This is a genomic window from Staphylococcus sp. 191, assembly GCF_011174885.1.
Taxonomy (GTDB): domain Bacteria; phylum Bacillota; class Bacilli; order Staphylococcales; family Staphylococcaceae; genus Staphylococcus; species Staphylococcus coagulans.
This window is the reverse complement of record NZ_PNRJ01000003.1, coordinates 175,247-190,195: the sequence shown is the minus strand read 5'-3', so window position 1 is coordinate 190,195 and position 14,949 is coordinate 175,247. Positions and strand designations below refer to the sequence as shown.

14 protein-coding genes and 1 other annotated feature are annotated in these 14,949 nt (G+C 37.8%); of the genes, 6 read left to right on the top strand and 8 right to left on the bottom strand.

The window, feature by feature from the left end:
• Window positions 1–298: 298 nt before the first annotated feature.
• The 4 genes from ychF to C1H58_RS04000 form a co-directional block, all read right to left on the bottom strand.
• The gene (ychF, locus tag C1H58_RS04015; protein WP_165545409.1) at window positions 299–1,396 is read right to left on the bottom strand and encodes a redox-regulated ATPase YchF; all 1,098 of its coding nucleotides are present in this window, start codon (window positions 1,394–1,396) and stop codon (window positions 299–301) included.
• Window positions 1,396–1,608, bottom strand: coding sequence for a DUF951 domain-containing protein (locus C1H58_RS04010; RefSeq protein ID WP_016425698.1), 213 nt, complete (start codon window positions 1,606–1,608; stop codon window positions 1,396–1,398). The genes ychF and C1H58_RS04010 overlap by 1 nt, the downstream gene beginning before the upstream one ends.
• A gap of 12 nt (window positions 1,609–1,620) precedes the next feature.
• Window positions 1,621–2,523, bottom strand: coding sequence for a mechanosensitive ion channel family protein (locus C1H58_RS04005; protein WP_103356089.1), 903 nt, complete (start codon window positions 2,521–2,523; stop codon window positions 1,621–1,623).
• A gap of 67 nt (window positions 2,524–2,590) precedes the next feature.
• Complete coding sequence (locus tag C1H58_RS04000) at window positions 2,591–3,421, bottom strand: ParB/RepB/Spo0J family partition protein (RefSeq protein WP_103356090.1); 831 nt, start codon at window positions 3,419–3,421, stop codon at window positions 2,591–2,593.
• A 180-nt stretch (window positions 3,422–3,601) separates the two neighbouring features.
• Window positions 3,602–3,920: a binding site (T-box leader), on the top strand.
• Window positions 3,921–3,984: 64 nt separating this feature from the next.
• Here C1H58_RS04000 and C1H58_RS03995 point away from each other — a divergent pair.
• From C1H58_RS03995 to C1H58_RS03975, 5 genes are read left to right on the top strand one after another with little or no spacing between them, the layout of a single operon-like run.
• Window positions 3,985–5,106: a PLP-dependent transferase gene (locus C1H58_RS03995; protein WP_165545408.1), complete on the top strand. Its 1,122-nt coding sequence runs from the start codon at window positions 3,985–3,987 to the stop codon at window positions 5,104–5,106.
• Window positions 5,084–6,259: a cystathionine beta-lyase MetC gene (metC, locus tag C1H58_RS03990; RefSeq protein WP_165545407.1), complete on the top strand. Its 1,176-nt coding sequence runs from the start codon at window positions 5,084–5,086 to the stop codon at window positions 6,257–6,259. Before C1H58_RS03995 ends, metC begins: the two co-directional genes overlap by 23 nt.
• Window positions 6,213–8,054, top strand: coding sequence for a bifunctional homocysteine S-methyltransferase/methylenetetrahydrofolate reductase (locus C1H58_RS03985; protein WP_165545406.1), 1,842 nt, complete (start codon window positions 6,213–6,215; stop codon window positions 8,052–8,054). The genes metC and C1H58_RS03985 overlap by 47 nt, the downstream gene beginning before the upstream one ends.
• A complete protein-coding gene (gene metE, locus C1H58_RS03980; protein WP_207554684.1) occupies window positions 8,051–10,303 on the top strand; it encodes a 5-methyltetrahydropteroyltriglutamate--homocysteine S-methyltransferase in 2,253 nt (750 codons plus the stop codon). The genes C1H58_RS03985 and metE overlap by 4 nt, the downstream gene beginning before the upstream one ends.
• 26 nt (window positions 10,304–10,329) lie before the next feature.
• Complete coding sequence (locus C1H58_RS03975; RefSeq protein WP_165545405.1) at window positions 10,330–11,076, top strand: cyclase family protein; 747 nt, start codon at window positions 10,330–10,332, stop codon at window positions 11,074–11,076.
• A 68-nt stretch (window positions 11,077–11,144) separates the two neighbouring features.
• On the opposite strand, the gene C1H58_RS03970 is transcribed toward C1H58_RS03975, so the two are convergent.
• From C1H58_RS03970 to ureE, 4 genes are read right to left on the bottom strand one after another with little or no spacing between them, the layout of a single operon-like run.
• Entirely contained in the window at window positions 11,145–11,978 is an 834-nt protein-coding gene (locus tag C1H58_RS03970; protein ID WP_165545404.1) for an urease accessory protein UreD, read from the bottom strand.
• Window positions 11,978–12,589, bottom strand: a complete 612-nt coding sequence (ureG, locus tag C1H58_RS03965) for an urease accessory protein UreG (protein WP_165545403.1) — start codon at window positions 12,587–12,589, stop codon at window positions 11,978–11,980. Before ureG ends, C1H58_RS03970 begins: the two co-directional genes overlap by 1 nt.
• A gap of 11 nt (window positions 12,590–12,600) precedes the next feature.
• Window positions 12,601–13,290: an urease accessory protein UreF gene (locus C1H58_RS03960; protein ID WP_060830470.1), complete on the bottom strand. Its 690-nt coding sequence runs from the start codon at window positions 13,288–13,290 to the stop codon at window positions 12,601–12,603.
• Complete coding sequence (gene ureE / locus C1H58_RS03955; protein WP_016425710.1) at window positions 13,283–13,738, bottom strand: urease accessory protein UreE; 456 nt, start codon at window positions 13,736–13,738, stop codon at window positions 13,283–13,285. The genes C1H58_RS03960 and ureE overlap by 8 nt, the downstream gene beginning before the upstream one ends.
• A gap of 530 nt (window positions 13,739–14,268) precedes the next feature.
• On the opposite strand from ureE, the gene C1H58_RS03950 reads away from it, so the two are divergent.
• Complete coding sequence (locus tag C1H58_RS03950; protein WP_050331900.1) at window positions 14,269–14,784, top strand: YceI family protein; 516 nt, start codon at window positions 14,269–14,271, stop codon at window positions 14,782–14,784.
• Window positions 14,785–14,949 lie beyond the last annotated feature (165 nt).

Sequence of the window (14,949 nt, the reverse complement as noted above, 5' to 3'; positions counted from 1 at the left end):
CTATTTATTAACTATTTATTAACTATTTATTAAATATATTATGATTATGATGTAGTATGTTTTAAAAGACACTATTAAAATAACAGAGGTTATGTATGAAACACTATGACATTGAAAAAATGTGTATAGTGCTTGAATATATGAAAACAACTTAGAATAACAAGTATTCAAGTGATGGTTGGTTGGAGAAGGTGCTATAAATAAAAATGACACAGCGCTTCCATTCGATGAAATATGAAAGGTTGTGTCATTTATTTTTATTCTATACACATTCGATTTATCTTATTTAAGGACAAACTTATACGTTAAATCTAAAATGGACGACATCGCCATCTTGCATAATATAGTCTTTACCTTCTAAGCGCATTTTACCTGCTTCTTTAGCACCTTGCTCACCATTGTTGGCAACATAGTCCTCGTAACTTGTTACTTCGGCACGAATAAAGCCACGCTCAAAGTCAGTGTGAATAATACCCGCACATTGTGGCGCAGTCATTCCTTCTTTAAATGTCCATGCACGCACTTCTTGTACGCCAGCTGTAAAATAAGTCGCAAGTCCTAATAAATCATATGTTTTACGAATTAAACGGTTTAAGCCAGGTTCTTCGATACCTAATTCTTCCAGGAACATCGCTTTATCTTCATCATCTAAAGTCGCAATTTCTTCTTCGATTTTAGCACTGATGACAATGACTTCTGAATCTTCACTCGCTGCATATTCGCGAATGGCTTTTACTTTATCATTTTCAGCGTCATTGACCTCATCTTCACCTACGTTAGCAATATATAACATCGATTTAGATGTTAAAAGTTGTGCTTGGTTGACGTATTTTTGATCTTCTTCATTGAAATCAATACTACGCACAGGTTTACCGTTTTCAAGTGTTTCTTTAATTTGAGATAAAATACGCACTTCATTCACTGCCGTTTTATCCTTTTGTTTCGCCATTTTTTCTAAACGTGGCAGGCGTTTCTCAACAGATTCTAAGTCAGCTAATACTAACTCCATATTGATAACTTCAATATCTTCAATAGGATTCACACGTCCTGCTACGTGTGTCACGTTTTCATCATCAAAAGCGCGTACAACTTGGCAAATCGCGTCGACTTCTCGAATATGAGATAAAAATTTATTACCTAAACCTTCCCCTTTTGACGCTCCTTTTACAATCCCGGCAATATCTGTAAATTCAAAAGTCGTCGGTACTGTTTTCTTAGGATTAACTATTTTTTCTAATTCATTTAATCGTGTATCCGGCACTTCTACGATACCCACGTTAGGATCAATCGTAGCGAAAGGATAGTTTGCAGCAAGTGCACCTGCTTTAGTTATTGCATTAAAAAGTGTTGACTTCCCGACGTTAGGTAAGCCCACGATACCAGCTGTTAAGGCCATTATTCATTCTCCTTCTCATTTGAACTCGCTTTGACGAGTATTTTTTTTAGTTTCTTATTAAAAGTTTGGCGGGGTAGCATAATGCTTCGATGACATTGCTCACATTTGATACGAATATCTGCGCCCATTCGAATAATCTTAAACCGATTTGCACCACAAGCATGTTGCTTCTTCATCTCTACTATATCATTTAATTCATAATTTGATGACACACATTTTCACCTCTATGATTCCGCGTTTTGTTGATCTTTATAAAGTTGGACAAGGGTCGGCATTGGTGCTTCAATCCCTTCAGCTTGTAAAAATTCTTTGAGCTCTCGTCGAAGAATACGTGAACCTGAAAAACTTTCACCTGGAAGCGTCTCTCCAGCGACACGAATTCTTACTTCATAGCTATTAAAATTATCCACCCCTAAGACTTCTGGTGGCTCAATAAAGATGTCATACTTTTTCGGAATAGACTTTAAGAATATGTTCATTTTCTTTTCAACATCATCAATTTTTTCATTAATCGATACTGGGATATCAATCACTGAGACTCCATTTGTGACTGAAAAGTTGGTGACTTCACTCATCGTACCATTTGGAATAATTGATAGCTCTCCTGTATATGACAGTATGCGTGTAGAACGTAAGCCGATCGCTTTCACTGTCCCCTCTGCAATCGGGGAACCATTATTTTTAATGCTGACATAATCACCCACATCGAATTGATTTTCAAAAATAATAAAAAATCCTGTAATCACATCTTTAACAAGTGTTTGTGCACCAAAACCAATGGCCAGGCCGACAACACCCGCTCCGGCTAAAATACTTTCAACACTAATGCCAAATTTACTGAGCACTGTTGTTAACGTAATAAACCAAACGAGATATCCGACAGCATTTTGTACTAATGTAATCAATGTCTTGGACCTTTTGACACGACTCGCACGATTCGATTTCGTCATCGCTCGATTATTTACTTTAAAAAATTGTTCGATGACTTTATTTAAAATACGCACGACAACAAAAGCAACAATGACATAAATGGCAATAATAATTAATTTTGTAAGTAAATTCGAGTATGTTTCAGGCTCTAATAATGGCTGAACCATACTTTCTATGACTGCTTTAAATTGATTCATAACGACTCCCTTTCTCTATAAACACTTTCCCGTATTGGCTACACAATTGATTTCAAAGGCACAGATTTTACATTTTCTTCAATTGTTGAATCAATCTCCGATAATCACTTTCTGAATGAAATGTAAATGTAATCTCACCAACATTTTTCTTCGTGGCAATCTCAACTGAAGTCCCATATTGTTCCTGCAATTGTTGCTCGTGTTGACGTATCATGGCAGGCTTTTTAATGGCTTTCTGTTGCGGTTCTTCACGCTTTTTACTTGTTCCTAATAATTCAGCGACCACTTGTTCCAAATAGCGTACACTCCAAGACTCCCGGACGGCTAAATTTGCATATTTTTCCATCTTTTTAACATCTTTAAGTGCTAATAGTGTCCGACCATGACCAGATGAAAGTGTACCTTCACGTATCAAAGTTCTAATCTTAACAGGTAATTTAAGTAGCCTCAACATATTCGCGATATACGGTCGTGATTTTCCTAGTCTTTGCGCCACTTCCTGTTGTGTTAAATGTAATTCTGCCATTAATTGCTGATAACTCTCAGCCTCTTCTAATGGATTTAAATCTTCACGTTGTAAATTTTCAATAATTGCGAGTTCACGCATTTCTGCATCTGAAAATTTTTTAATGACGACAGGTATTTCGGTTAAACCCGCTTCAAGACTTGCACGATACCGTCTTTCCCCGGCCACAATGTAATAACCTTGAATCGCATGGGTTACGATAATTGGTTGTAGAATACCGTGCTGTGTAATGGATTGCGCAAGTTCAGTGAGCCTTTCAGCATCAAAGGTCTTACGGGGTTGGTAAGGGTTCGGTCTCAAATCATGTATCGCTATCATTTCGACATGTTGCGAAGTACGCTGTGATGTTTCATTTTGATGGGTCACGTGCATCACCTGCTCCCACAAATTTTTTTACCATTCTATTTTACTGGTTGCATAGTTGAGACACAAGCCTTTACGTTATTTTCAGGATGTGCCAAAATTTTATCTAATCATAATTTTCTGAAAAATATGTTGACATCCTTTTTTGATTCATGTAAAGTGATTTTTACAAAGAAACAGTACAATATTCGAGACACTGTAAAAAGGAAAGTAAAATTTACACTGAAATCACAGAGAGCCTTGTTTCGCTGAGAAAAGGCATTGAAAGCAAATTTGAAAATGGCCTTGGAGTGTTGATGCCAATATGAGGTATCACCGGGTTCGCCCGTTATAGCGATACAGTATTAACATTTTGTTATTATGCGTACTGGAAAATATTAACTATACTCTTCCCTCACCGTATAGCATCTAAATCGCGCATAAAGCAATTTAGCGTACTGTGAGAGGTTACTTTAGCGATAAATTAACAAATTAAGGTGGTACCACGAACTTAGCTTTCGTCCTTTTTATTCGATTAAAAATTCGGATATTAGGATGAAAGCTTTTTATTTTGTTTGAGGAGGTTATCAACGATGAAAGAGACCACATTGGCACAAATTGCACTTACTACAGATCACACCGGCGCGATTGCTAACCCGATTTACCTTTCGACTGCTTATCAACACGCTGGTCTAGGTCATTCAACGGGCTATGATTACACACGCACGAAAAACCCAACACGACAAGCTTTTGAAGAGGCCTTTGCCAAAATTGAAGGTGGCATTGCCTCATTTGCGACTTCAAGCGGGATGGCAAGTATCCAACTTGTCTGTAATCTTTTTAAACCTCACGACGAAATACTCGTGTCATTTGATTTGTATGGCGGCACATTTCGCTTATTTGAATTTTACGAAACACAATATGACATTCGCTTTAAATATGTAAATTTTGAAAATGTTGAAGAAGTTAAAGCAGCGATCACACCGCATACGAAAGCATTGTTTATCGAACCCATTTCCAATCCGTTGATGATTGAGATTGACTTGTCGCCTTATTACCAGTTGGCACAACAACATCGTTTATTAACGATTATCGACAATACTTTTCTTACCCCTTATTTGTCCACACCACTAGAAGATGGGGCAGACATCGTCTTACATTCTGCGACGAAGTATATTGGAGGTCATAACGATGTACTAGCAGGTGTCGTCACTGTTAAAGACCCTGTTCTAGCTGAACAATTTACGCAACTACATAATATGATTGGCGCTACACTAGCACCTATTGATAGTTATTTGTTGCAACGTGGACTGAAGACATTACATTTACGCGTGGAACGTGCACAGCAAAATGCGCAACGTCTCGCACAGCGATGTCAACAATTGGAAGGGATTGCCGAAGTGTTGTACAGCGGGCGAACAGGGATGTTAAGTTTACGCCTTGCGCCTAATTATCAAGTGGCTGCGTTGTTACAACATATCCAAGTTTGCCGTTTTGCAGAAAGTTTAGGTGGAACTGAAACATTTATCACTTTTCCTTATACACAAACCCATGTCGATATGCCAGATGATGAAAAAGATAGACGCGGCATTGATCAACATTTAATACGTTTATCCATTGGTATTGAAGCTTACGAAGATATTGAAAATGATTTAATCCAAGCACTTGAGAAATCTAAGGAGGGTGTTCTTTATGAAGCGCACGAAACAAACTGAATTAATCCATGATACGAACAGAGGCCACAAATATAAAAGCGCCAATATCCCACTTTATTACTCTTCTACTTATCATCAACAAGAGTTGGGTGGCCCTTACGAATATGATTACGCCAGAAGTGGCAATCCTAATCGTGAGCTACTTGAAACAAAATTAGCTCAGTTAGAAAATGGTCAGTTTGGATATGCTTTTAACTCTGGTATCGCAGCGATTACAGCTGTTTTCCTAACATTGCAAGCAGGTGATCATGTAATTTTACCTGATGACGTCTATGGTGGGACATTTCGATTAACTGAAAGCATCTTGTCTCGTTTTAATATTTCATTTACTACGGTCAATGCTGAAGATATTAACGAGATTCGTAAAGCGATTCGTCCTTCAACACGATTGATTTATGTTGAAACGCCTTCTAACCCTTTATTTAAAATTACTGATATTAGACAAGTGGCACAACTTGCTAAAGAATATGGCATTACAGTTGCTGTTGATAACACATTTATGACGCCTCTTGGACAGAATCCTTTAGATCTCGGTGCTGACATTGTCATTCATAGCGCTACGAAGTTTTTAGGTGGACATAGTGATGTTATCGCTGGTGCCGTCATTACCAATGATAAAGCAATTGCCGACGCACTTTATTTAATTCAAAACGGCACAGGTAGTGGTTTATCTGTTTACGACAGTTGGACGCTGACCCAGCACATTAAAACGTTGGATGTTCGTTTTCAACAATCAGTTAAAAATGCTAAAGAAGTCTGTCGCTTTTTAGAACAACATCCAGCCATTGCGTACGTTTATTACCCAGGAAATAGCACAGTTCATCTGCAACAAGCCCATAGTGGCGGTGCCGTTCTCGGATTTCGCTTAAAAGATGAGTCCTATGCGCAACAATTTGCTGACAAACTCACGATTCCACTTGTGTCGTTAAGTTTAGGTGGCGTTGAAACGATTCTTTCTCACCCGAACACCATGTCACATGCGAGCATTCCAGAGGATATTCGTGAAGCACGAGGGATTACATTCGGTTTATTCCGATTAAGTGTCGGGATAGAAAATGTTGAAGAATTAATCGCGGATTTAGATGACGCATTAAAGGAGGGATATGATGAGTCGGTTGTTAAAAGCGCTACAAAACAACGTTCTAGTGGCTGATGGTGCAATGGGAACGATTCTTTACTCTGAAGGCTTAGATACCTGTCCAGAAGCATATAATCTGACGCACCCTGAAAAGGTCGAGCATATTCATCGTTCTTACATCGAAGCTGGTGCAGATGTCATTCAAACGAATACGTATGGTGCCAATTTCGAAAAGTTGCAACCTTTTGGACTCGAACATAAAGTAAAGGCCATTCATCAAGCAGCAGTAGCCATTGCGAAACGGGCTGCCCGTCCTGACACGTTTATTTTAGGTACTGTAGGTGGTTTTAGAGGTGTAAAGCAAGGTGAGTTATCCTTGTCTGCCATTCAATACCATACGGAAATTCAAGTCGATACACTTATCGAATCGGGTGTAGATGGTCTGTTGTTTGAAACCTATTATGATTTAACTGAATTAATTAGAGTCATTACTCAAACCCGTCAAAATTACGATATTCCAATCATTGCCCAACTCACAGCTTCCAATACGAATTACTTAAGAGATGGTACTGAAATTAATGACGCGTTACAGCAAATCGTTGCTGCCGGCGCAAATGTTGTCGGCTTGAACTGCCATCATGGGCCACACCATATGAAACACTCGTTTAGTCATATTGCACTACCGGACAAAGCATATCTTTCCTGTTACCCGAATGCGAGTTTACTCGATTTGGATCAGCATACGTTTAAATATAGTGATAATGCCCAATATTTTGGTGATACGGCGCAACAACTAATCCAAGAAGGTGTCCGCTTGATTGGAGGCTGTTGTGGTACGACACCAGAACATATACGGCACATCAAATCTGCCGTTAAAGGACTTAAACCAATACAAAATAAAAAGGTTATCCCTATTGATAAAAAAAGAGAGACGTTAGCCCAAAATCAGCATCAACTTAATTTAGCTGATCGGGTTCGGCAAAAACCAACAATCATTGTTGAACTCGATACGCCTAAACACCTAGATACAACGAAATTTTTTAACAATGTCAAAGCTTTAGATGAAGCGAATATTGATGCAGTCACTTTAGCAGACAACTCCCTTGCGACAGTGCGTATTTCAAATATTGCAGCAGCAAGTTTGATTAAGCAACGATTTGATATTGAACCCCTCGTTCATATTACATGTCGGGATCGTAACCTCATTGGCTTGCAATCCCATCTACTCGGATTGTCGCTTTTAGGCATTCATGAGATTCTTGCGATTACGGGCGACCCTTCTAAAATTGGTCATTTACCTGGTGCGACCAATGTTTACGATGTGAACTCAAAAGGTTTGACCGAACTCGCACTCAAATTTAATAAAGGAATCAATACGGATGGTGATGCGCTGAAAACAACGACACAATTCAACATCGCTGGTGGTTTCGACCCACACGTCAGAAACATTAAAGCCGCTGTACGCAAAATGGAAACAAAAATCGAAAGCGGAATGAGTTACTTTATTACGCAACCTGTATTTTCAAAAGAAAAAATTATTGAAATTTATGAAGCAACAAAGCACCTCAATGTCCCTATTTTTATAGGTGTCATGCCGATTACAAGTTACAATAATGCTTTATTTCTACATAATGAGGTGCCTGGTATCAAAATGTCAGAAGAGATACTCGAGCAATTTAAAGCAGTAGCAAGTGACAAAGAAGCAACCTACCAACTTAGCATTTCACTTTGCAAGTCAATCATTGATACAGTTCACACATATTTTAATGGTCTCTATTTAATCACACCTTTTGAACGTGTGGACTATTCACTAGAACTTGCAGCTTATTCAAAATCAATTACACAAACCCATCAGGAGGCGATATTATGACAATTAAAACAACAAACTTAGGATTCCCAAGACTTGGACGTAAACGTGAATGGAAAAAGGCGATTGAAAGCTACTGGAATAAAAAAATCACTAAAGAAGAATTAGATAGCCAATTACAAAATTTACATCGTGAAAACTTATTACTACAAAAGCATTATGGTCTAGATAGTGTGCCTGTCGGTGACTTTTCACTTTATGATCATATCTTAGATACTTCGTTACTCTTTAATATCATTCCTGAACGTTTTCAAGGCCGTGAAGTGAATGACGATCTCCTTTTTGACATTGCTCGTGGGAACAAAGAGAATGTCGCAAGTGCATTAATTAAATGGTTTAACACGAACTATCACTATATCGTACCTGAATGGGACAATGTCTCTCCTAAAGTAGGTAAAAATACATTACTTGAACGCTTTAATTACGCAAAATCGCTACACATTAATGCGCATCCTGTTATTGTCGGACCGATTACTTTCGTCGCACTTTCGAAAGGTGGCAATCAATCGTTCGAAGACAAAGTTCGTACTTTATTACCGCTTTATATCGAAGTTTTTGAATCACTCATTCAAGCTGGCGCAGAGTTGATTCAAGTGGATGAACCTATATTAGTCACTGATAAAAGCACTGAACTTGAAGCGATTACTCAAGAAGCTTATCAAGCATTTGCAGATGCTGAAGTGGCGCAAAAGCTCATTATCCAAACTTATTTCGAACGTGCCAATGTTAAGTTTTTAAGCGATTTACCTGTAAAAGGGATTGGTCTTGATTTCGTACATGATCACGGGCATAACCTTCGACAAATTGAAAATGGCAATCTTGATTCCTCAAAAACTTTATTTGCAGGTGTCATTGATGGACGAAATGTATGGGCTGCAGATGTGGAAGCTAAGAAAGCACTCATCGAAAAATTATCTCAATATTCCGACGACTTGTACATTAACCCATCTTCTTCCCTACTACTCGTTCCTGTATCACTAGACGACGAGACATTAGATGAAACTGTACGCGATGGATTAAGCTTTGCGACTGAAAAATTAGAAGAATTAGCAGCTTTAAAAAATGCAATTAACAATAACCAAACAGAACAATATGATAAATTAAATGCGCAATATACACGTTTCCAAAGCCAAGACTTCAAAAACCTTGACTATGATTTTGAAAGCGTCCGTTCTCAACGTGCTTCTGCTTTTTCTGAGCGAAAAGTATTACAACAACGTCGCTTAAACTTACCTGATTTACCAACAACAACAATCGGGTCATTTCCACAATCACCTGAAGTTCGAAAACAGCGTGCAGACTGGAAAAATAAACGTATTACAGATGAAGCTTACGATACATTTTTAAATAATGAGATTAAACGTTGGATTGAAATTCAAGAAGAAATTGGTTTAGACGTTTTTGTACATGGTGAATTTGAACGAAATGACATGGTTGAATTCTTTGGTGAAAAATTACAAGGCTTCCTTGTGACACGTTTCGGATGGGTTCAATCTTATGGCTCTCGTGCCGTTAAACCACCTATCATTTACGGTGATGTAAAATGGACTGCACCATTAACTGTTAAAGAAACGGTTTATGCGCAAAGTTTAACAGACAAACCTGTAAAAGGAATGCTTACTGGTCCAGTAACCATCTTAAACTGGTCATTTGAACGTGTAGATATCCCGCGTGCAACGGTTCAAGATCAAATTGCACTCGCAATTAATGAAGAAGTTTTAGCGTTGGAAAAAGCCGGTATTCAAGTCATTCAAGTGGATGAACCTGCATTGCGCGAAGGCTTACCTTTACGTCAAGAATTCCATGCTGCTTATTTAGAGAAAGCGGTCCATAGTTTCAAACTCGCGACCTCTTCCGTTGCAGATGAGACGCAAATTCATACGCATATGTGTTATTCGCAATTCGGACAGATTATCCATGCGATTTATGACCTAGATGCAGATGTGATTTCAATTGAAACATCAAGAAGTCACGGTGATTTGATTAAAGATTTTGAAGATATTAACTATGATTTAGGTATTGGTTTAGGTGTATACGACATTCATAGCCCTCGTATCCCTACTGAAGAAGAAATTACAACAGCGATTCACCGCGCATTAAAAGAAATCGATCGTTCATTATTCTGGGTAAATCCAGACTGCGGTCTCAAAACACGTAAAGAAGATGAAGTAAAAGCAGCATTAAGCGTACTCGTTAATAGCGCTAAAAAATTACGTCAAGATCATATTGAATCCCCACAAACGTCAGCATAAGGAGTTAATAAAGGAGGTCTGATAGCATGACATATCCACTTTGGGAACAACTCAACGCACTTAAAGAAGCAAAATGGGTCGATTTAACACATACTTTCAATGCAAAGTCCCCACATTTTAGCGCATTTGAAGGTGCACAAGTTGAAACACCCTTTACAGTAGAACAAGATGGCTTTTTCGTTCAACAATGGTCATTTGTCACACAATATGGCACACACATCGACGCACCTATTCATTTTGTTGAAAATCAGCGTTATTTACATGAATTACAATTACAAGAATTGGTTTTACCACTCATTGTACTCGATTTCTCAGAAGCCGTCGCAAAAGATGCAGATTTCCGTCTAACACGGGCGCACATTGCGTCATGGGAAGAGACACATGGCAAGATTGAGCCGAATACATTTGTCGCTTTTCGAAGTGATTGGTCCAAACGCTGGCCGGATCACACCTCTTTTGAAAATAAAGATGCAAACGGACATCAACATTTACCGGGCTGGTCATTAGATGCGTTAACCTTCCTAATAGAAGAACGTCACGTCGCTGCCATTGGTCATGAAACATTTGATACCGATGCATCCATTGATATCGCAAAAAATGGAGATATTGTCGGTGAAAGATATGTCCTTGGACAAGACCGTTACCAGATTGAATTGTTGGCTCACTTAGACCAAGTTCCTAGTCGTGGCGCTGTCATTTATAATATTTGTCCTAAACCAGATGAGGCCCCTGGCTTTCCTGTAAGAAGTTTTGCTATCGTTCCGAATGAATAAAGAGTTTTTACGTTATCATCTCTATTAAAAAACTGTCTCTCAGCTTCAATTTCTGAGAGACAGTTTTTTTAATATTTTCTTAAAAATTGTGCATCTTCTTCATGATAAGTTGTCAAGACAAATTGGTGCACAGCATTAATCACTTCTTGTATCGTCCCTGTTGAATGCGCTAAGATACGAAATGTTAGGCCACTTGTAGGCAATAAAGTGACGCCAACACGACAATCTTCACGCATAAAAGGTTGCACGACTTCTTGAACCGCTTCAACCACTTTTTGATTTACATGCGGGCTCATATAAAAGCAGGCCGCCATGTGTGTAAATCCCTCCATATAACCCATATCCGTCACTTTATTTTTTTGTGTATCTAACTTTAAATGGTCATAAACGACTAACTGATCATCTACATAGATTTCATTTAATAATTGTAAATAATGATAATTAAATGGTTTTCCCTCTTGATCGTAGCCCGGTGTCAAAATATCAGTATAAAACATTGATGCAGTGGAACTCAGATGAAACCGATTATGTTGATAAAATTTTGCATGCGTATATCCAATAATCGGATCACTAATATATTCCATAAATGATTCATCTTCTAAGTGAAACGTTTGGTATTGTTCCACCTTATCTTCCAAAGTCTTGAACACAATCGTAGCACCTTGTGTTGTAAGCACGGCATGGGCACGAGGCTCAAAGTGTATCGCAGTACGATACCGATCTCCGTCTACAAAACCGCCACCTAAGTTGATTAAAAACATTGTCGGGTGTGGGCTTCCATTTAAATACGTCGGACGTAATACTTTCAAACCGCCCTGATAATATGTCTTCCCGTTAACGGTACGGGTCCCATCATGTTTAAAGGTAAGGTCGAGTTCACCCGTCCATTTTGAAATGGCCATTACGCTAGCCCTTCAAAGAAGATATCTTTTTTAATCCAATCCATCACTTGGTCTAAACCTTCATCCGTTTTTAAATTTGTAAATGCGAATGGACGATTTTTACGGAATTTTTTAGTATCTTCAGCCATACGTTCTAAAGAAGCTCCTACATAGGGTGCTAAATCTGTTTTATTAATGACAAAATAATCCGATTTAATCATGCCTTGCCCACCTTTACGTGGGATTTTTTCACCTTGTGCCACATCAATAATATAAATCGAAAAATCAACCAGTTCCGGACTAAAAGTCGCTGCTAAATTGTCGCCACCTGATTCAATAAATATAAGTTCAATATCAGAATGTCTTTCCATCAATTCATCGATTGCTGCGAAATTCATAGAAGCATCTTCCCGAATAGCTGTATGCGGACAACCCCCAGTTTCCACACCAATAATACGATCTTCAGGAAGTACGCCTGTATTGACTAGGATTTTTTGGTCCTCTTTTGTATAAATATCATTTGTAATAACGCCAATGCTTTTCTCTAATGCGAGACGTTTAACAATTTTTTCAATAAGTTGGGTTTTACCGGCCCCTACAGGACCCCCTACACCAATTTTTATCGGTTTCATTTCTATTCCTCCTATGAAATAAATATACGTACATCCACATGTTCATGCTCAAGCTGATTCATTTCAATACCCGGTGCTGTAATACCAAAATCTTTTTCATCTAATCGCATTACAGCTTCCCGTGTCCGTGCAATAAAAGGAATCATTTGCGCTACAATTTTCTGCCCTTCTGTTTGTCCAAGTGGGATGGCACGAACCGCATTTTGCGTTAAACTGGAAATATTTTGATAGTAATAATAATCAATAATTTCCTCAATTGGTATCTTTAAATGATGACCCAACAATGTAAAAACAACAGCTGGATGGGTATGAAGCGCATATGCATTCGCACGTTCATAGTACCAATCCAACCATTCATCATCGTAAAGCGTATGCGCAAGTTGAATCATGCGTTTCCCCATTTGTTTCGTTCCATTTCTCGTTTCTCGAGGAATATTTTGCACAAACAACAGTTGATCGAACCGTTCAATGACCTCTGGGGTATTCGATTCAATCGCTTCATAAACCAAACGCATCGCCAAGCCATCTGTATACGTGAGTTGTTCTGTTAAAAACACTTCCAACCATTTCCGAAAAGTCATGCCATCATAAATAGCCCCACGTTGGATATAAGTTTCTAGCCCAAAAGAATGGCTAAAAGCGCCTGTTGGAAATTGTGAATCACAAAATTGGAACAACTTCAATTTCGCTAAGTTAGTCATGTGAATGTCCTATATGTTTAAAGGCCTGATTGACTTTACGATCTTCTCGTTGATACGGAATACCTTGTTCTTTCAATAAATCTTCTACGAGGTAATCATACTGGACAAGCATCTCATTCTCATCCGTAAACTGAGCCGGTAAATGGCGATTTCCTAATTGATGCGCTATTTCTCCCATTTCTTTAATCGTACGTGGACGGATTGCTATAATATCTTCTGAATTGACATCGATAATAATCATATTTTGATCATCACGATATAAAATATCACCATACTGAAGATCAATTGGCTGACTTAAACGAATGCCAATTTCAGTGCCATGATCTGAAGTTACCCTTTGAATTCGTTTCACAAGGTCTGAGTTTTCTAAATAAACCTTCTCAATGTGTATATTTTTTTCATCTTGAGAAAGTTGTGCAATGTTACCTTGAATTTCTTCTACTATCATCAATTTCATCTCCTAACATTATCTTCACATTCATTGTTTTTGTACAAAAACAAAACTTTAATTAAGAATTAATAACAAAACACTAATAATTGCGCGCAAAAGCTATTAAAACGCATGATTATGCTCGCCAAAAATGAGTAAGATTGCACAAGATGTGAGACATCCCCCACCCAGTCTCGCTGTCTCATATTTATTCTTTTATCCGCGCTTTCATGAGGTAAAATATGAAAAATTTCACTCTCATAGGTCTACAACCTTTTAATCGTAGAAACTATTCATTTTTCTACTATCCTTACTTTACCATATTTCAAATGTCTGACGTTACTCATCCATCATGAAACCGTCACTTTAAATTAAAATTATTATAGGATAGCAATATAAACATGCATAGTTAAACAATTATTGCTTGATTTCATATTAAAAAATACGATTCAAACTTTCATCCTTGATATTAATTTTTATTAATGGTATATTTTTTATACTTAGAAAAAGAAAATAACTACAACAAAAATTAAGGGAGGTCATTTATAATGACACAATTTAATCTTGATACTGTACACAGTACTTTTGGTTTTTCAATTAAACATTTAATGGTTTCTAAAATTAGAGGTACTTTTAAAGACTACGATATTCAATTAACTGGTGATGTAGAAGATGCTTCTTCATTATCAGCAGTAGCAACAATTAAAGTAGACTCTGTTGACACAGGTAATGCGGATCGTGACCAACACTTAAAAACAAAAGATTTCTTTGATAGCGAAACATATCCAGAAATCAAATTTGAATCTACTCAAATCACTGAAAACCAAATTACAGGTCATCTTACAATTGCAGGTCAAACACATGAAGAAACGTTTGATTTTACACACAACGGTGTGAGCGCAAATCCAATGACTGGTGGCCAAGTCACTGGTTTTGTTGTAAGAGGTACGATCAACCGAGAAAAATACGGTATTAGCTTTAACCAAACACTAGAAACTGGTGGCGTTATGTTAGGTAAAGACATTCAATTTGAACTTGATAGTGAATTTGCTATCGAAGCTTAATGCATCTCAACAAATCATCGCGCGCTCACATACTGAAATGTCATATAGACGTTTTTAAAGGCAGTATGCTACGCCGATGATTTGTTTTTTATTTATTCGTTTCATCAATGGTTTCGATTAAAAAGTTTTATAATGTGAAAACCGGCAATATATATAGCGTACTCT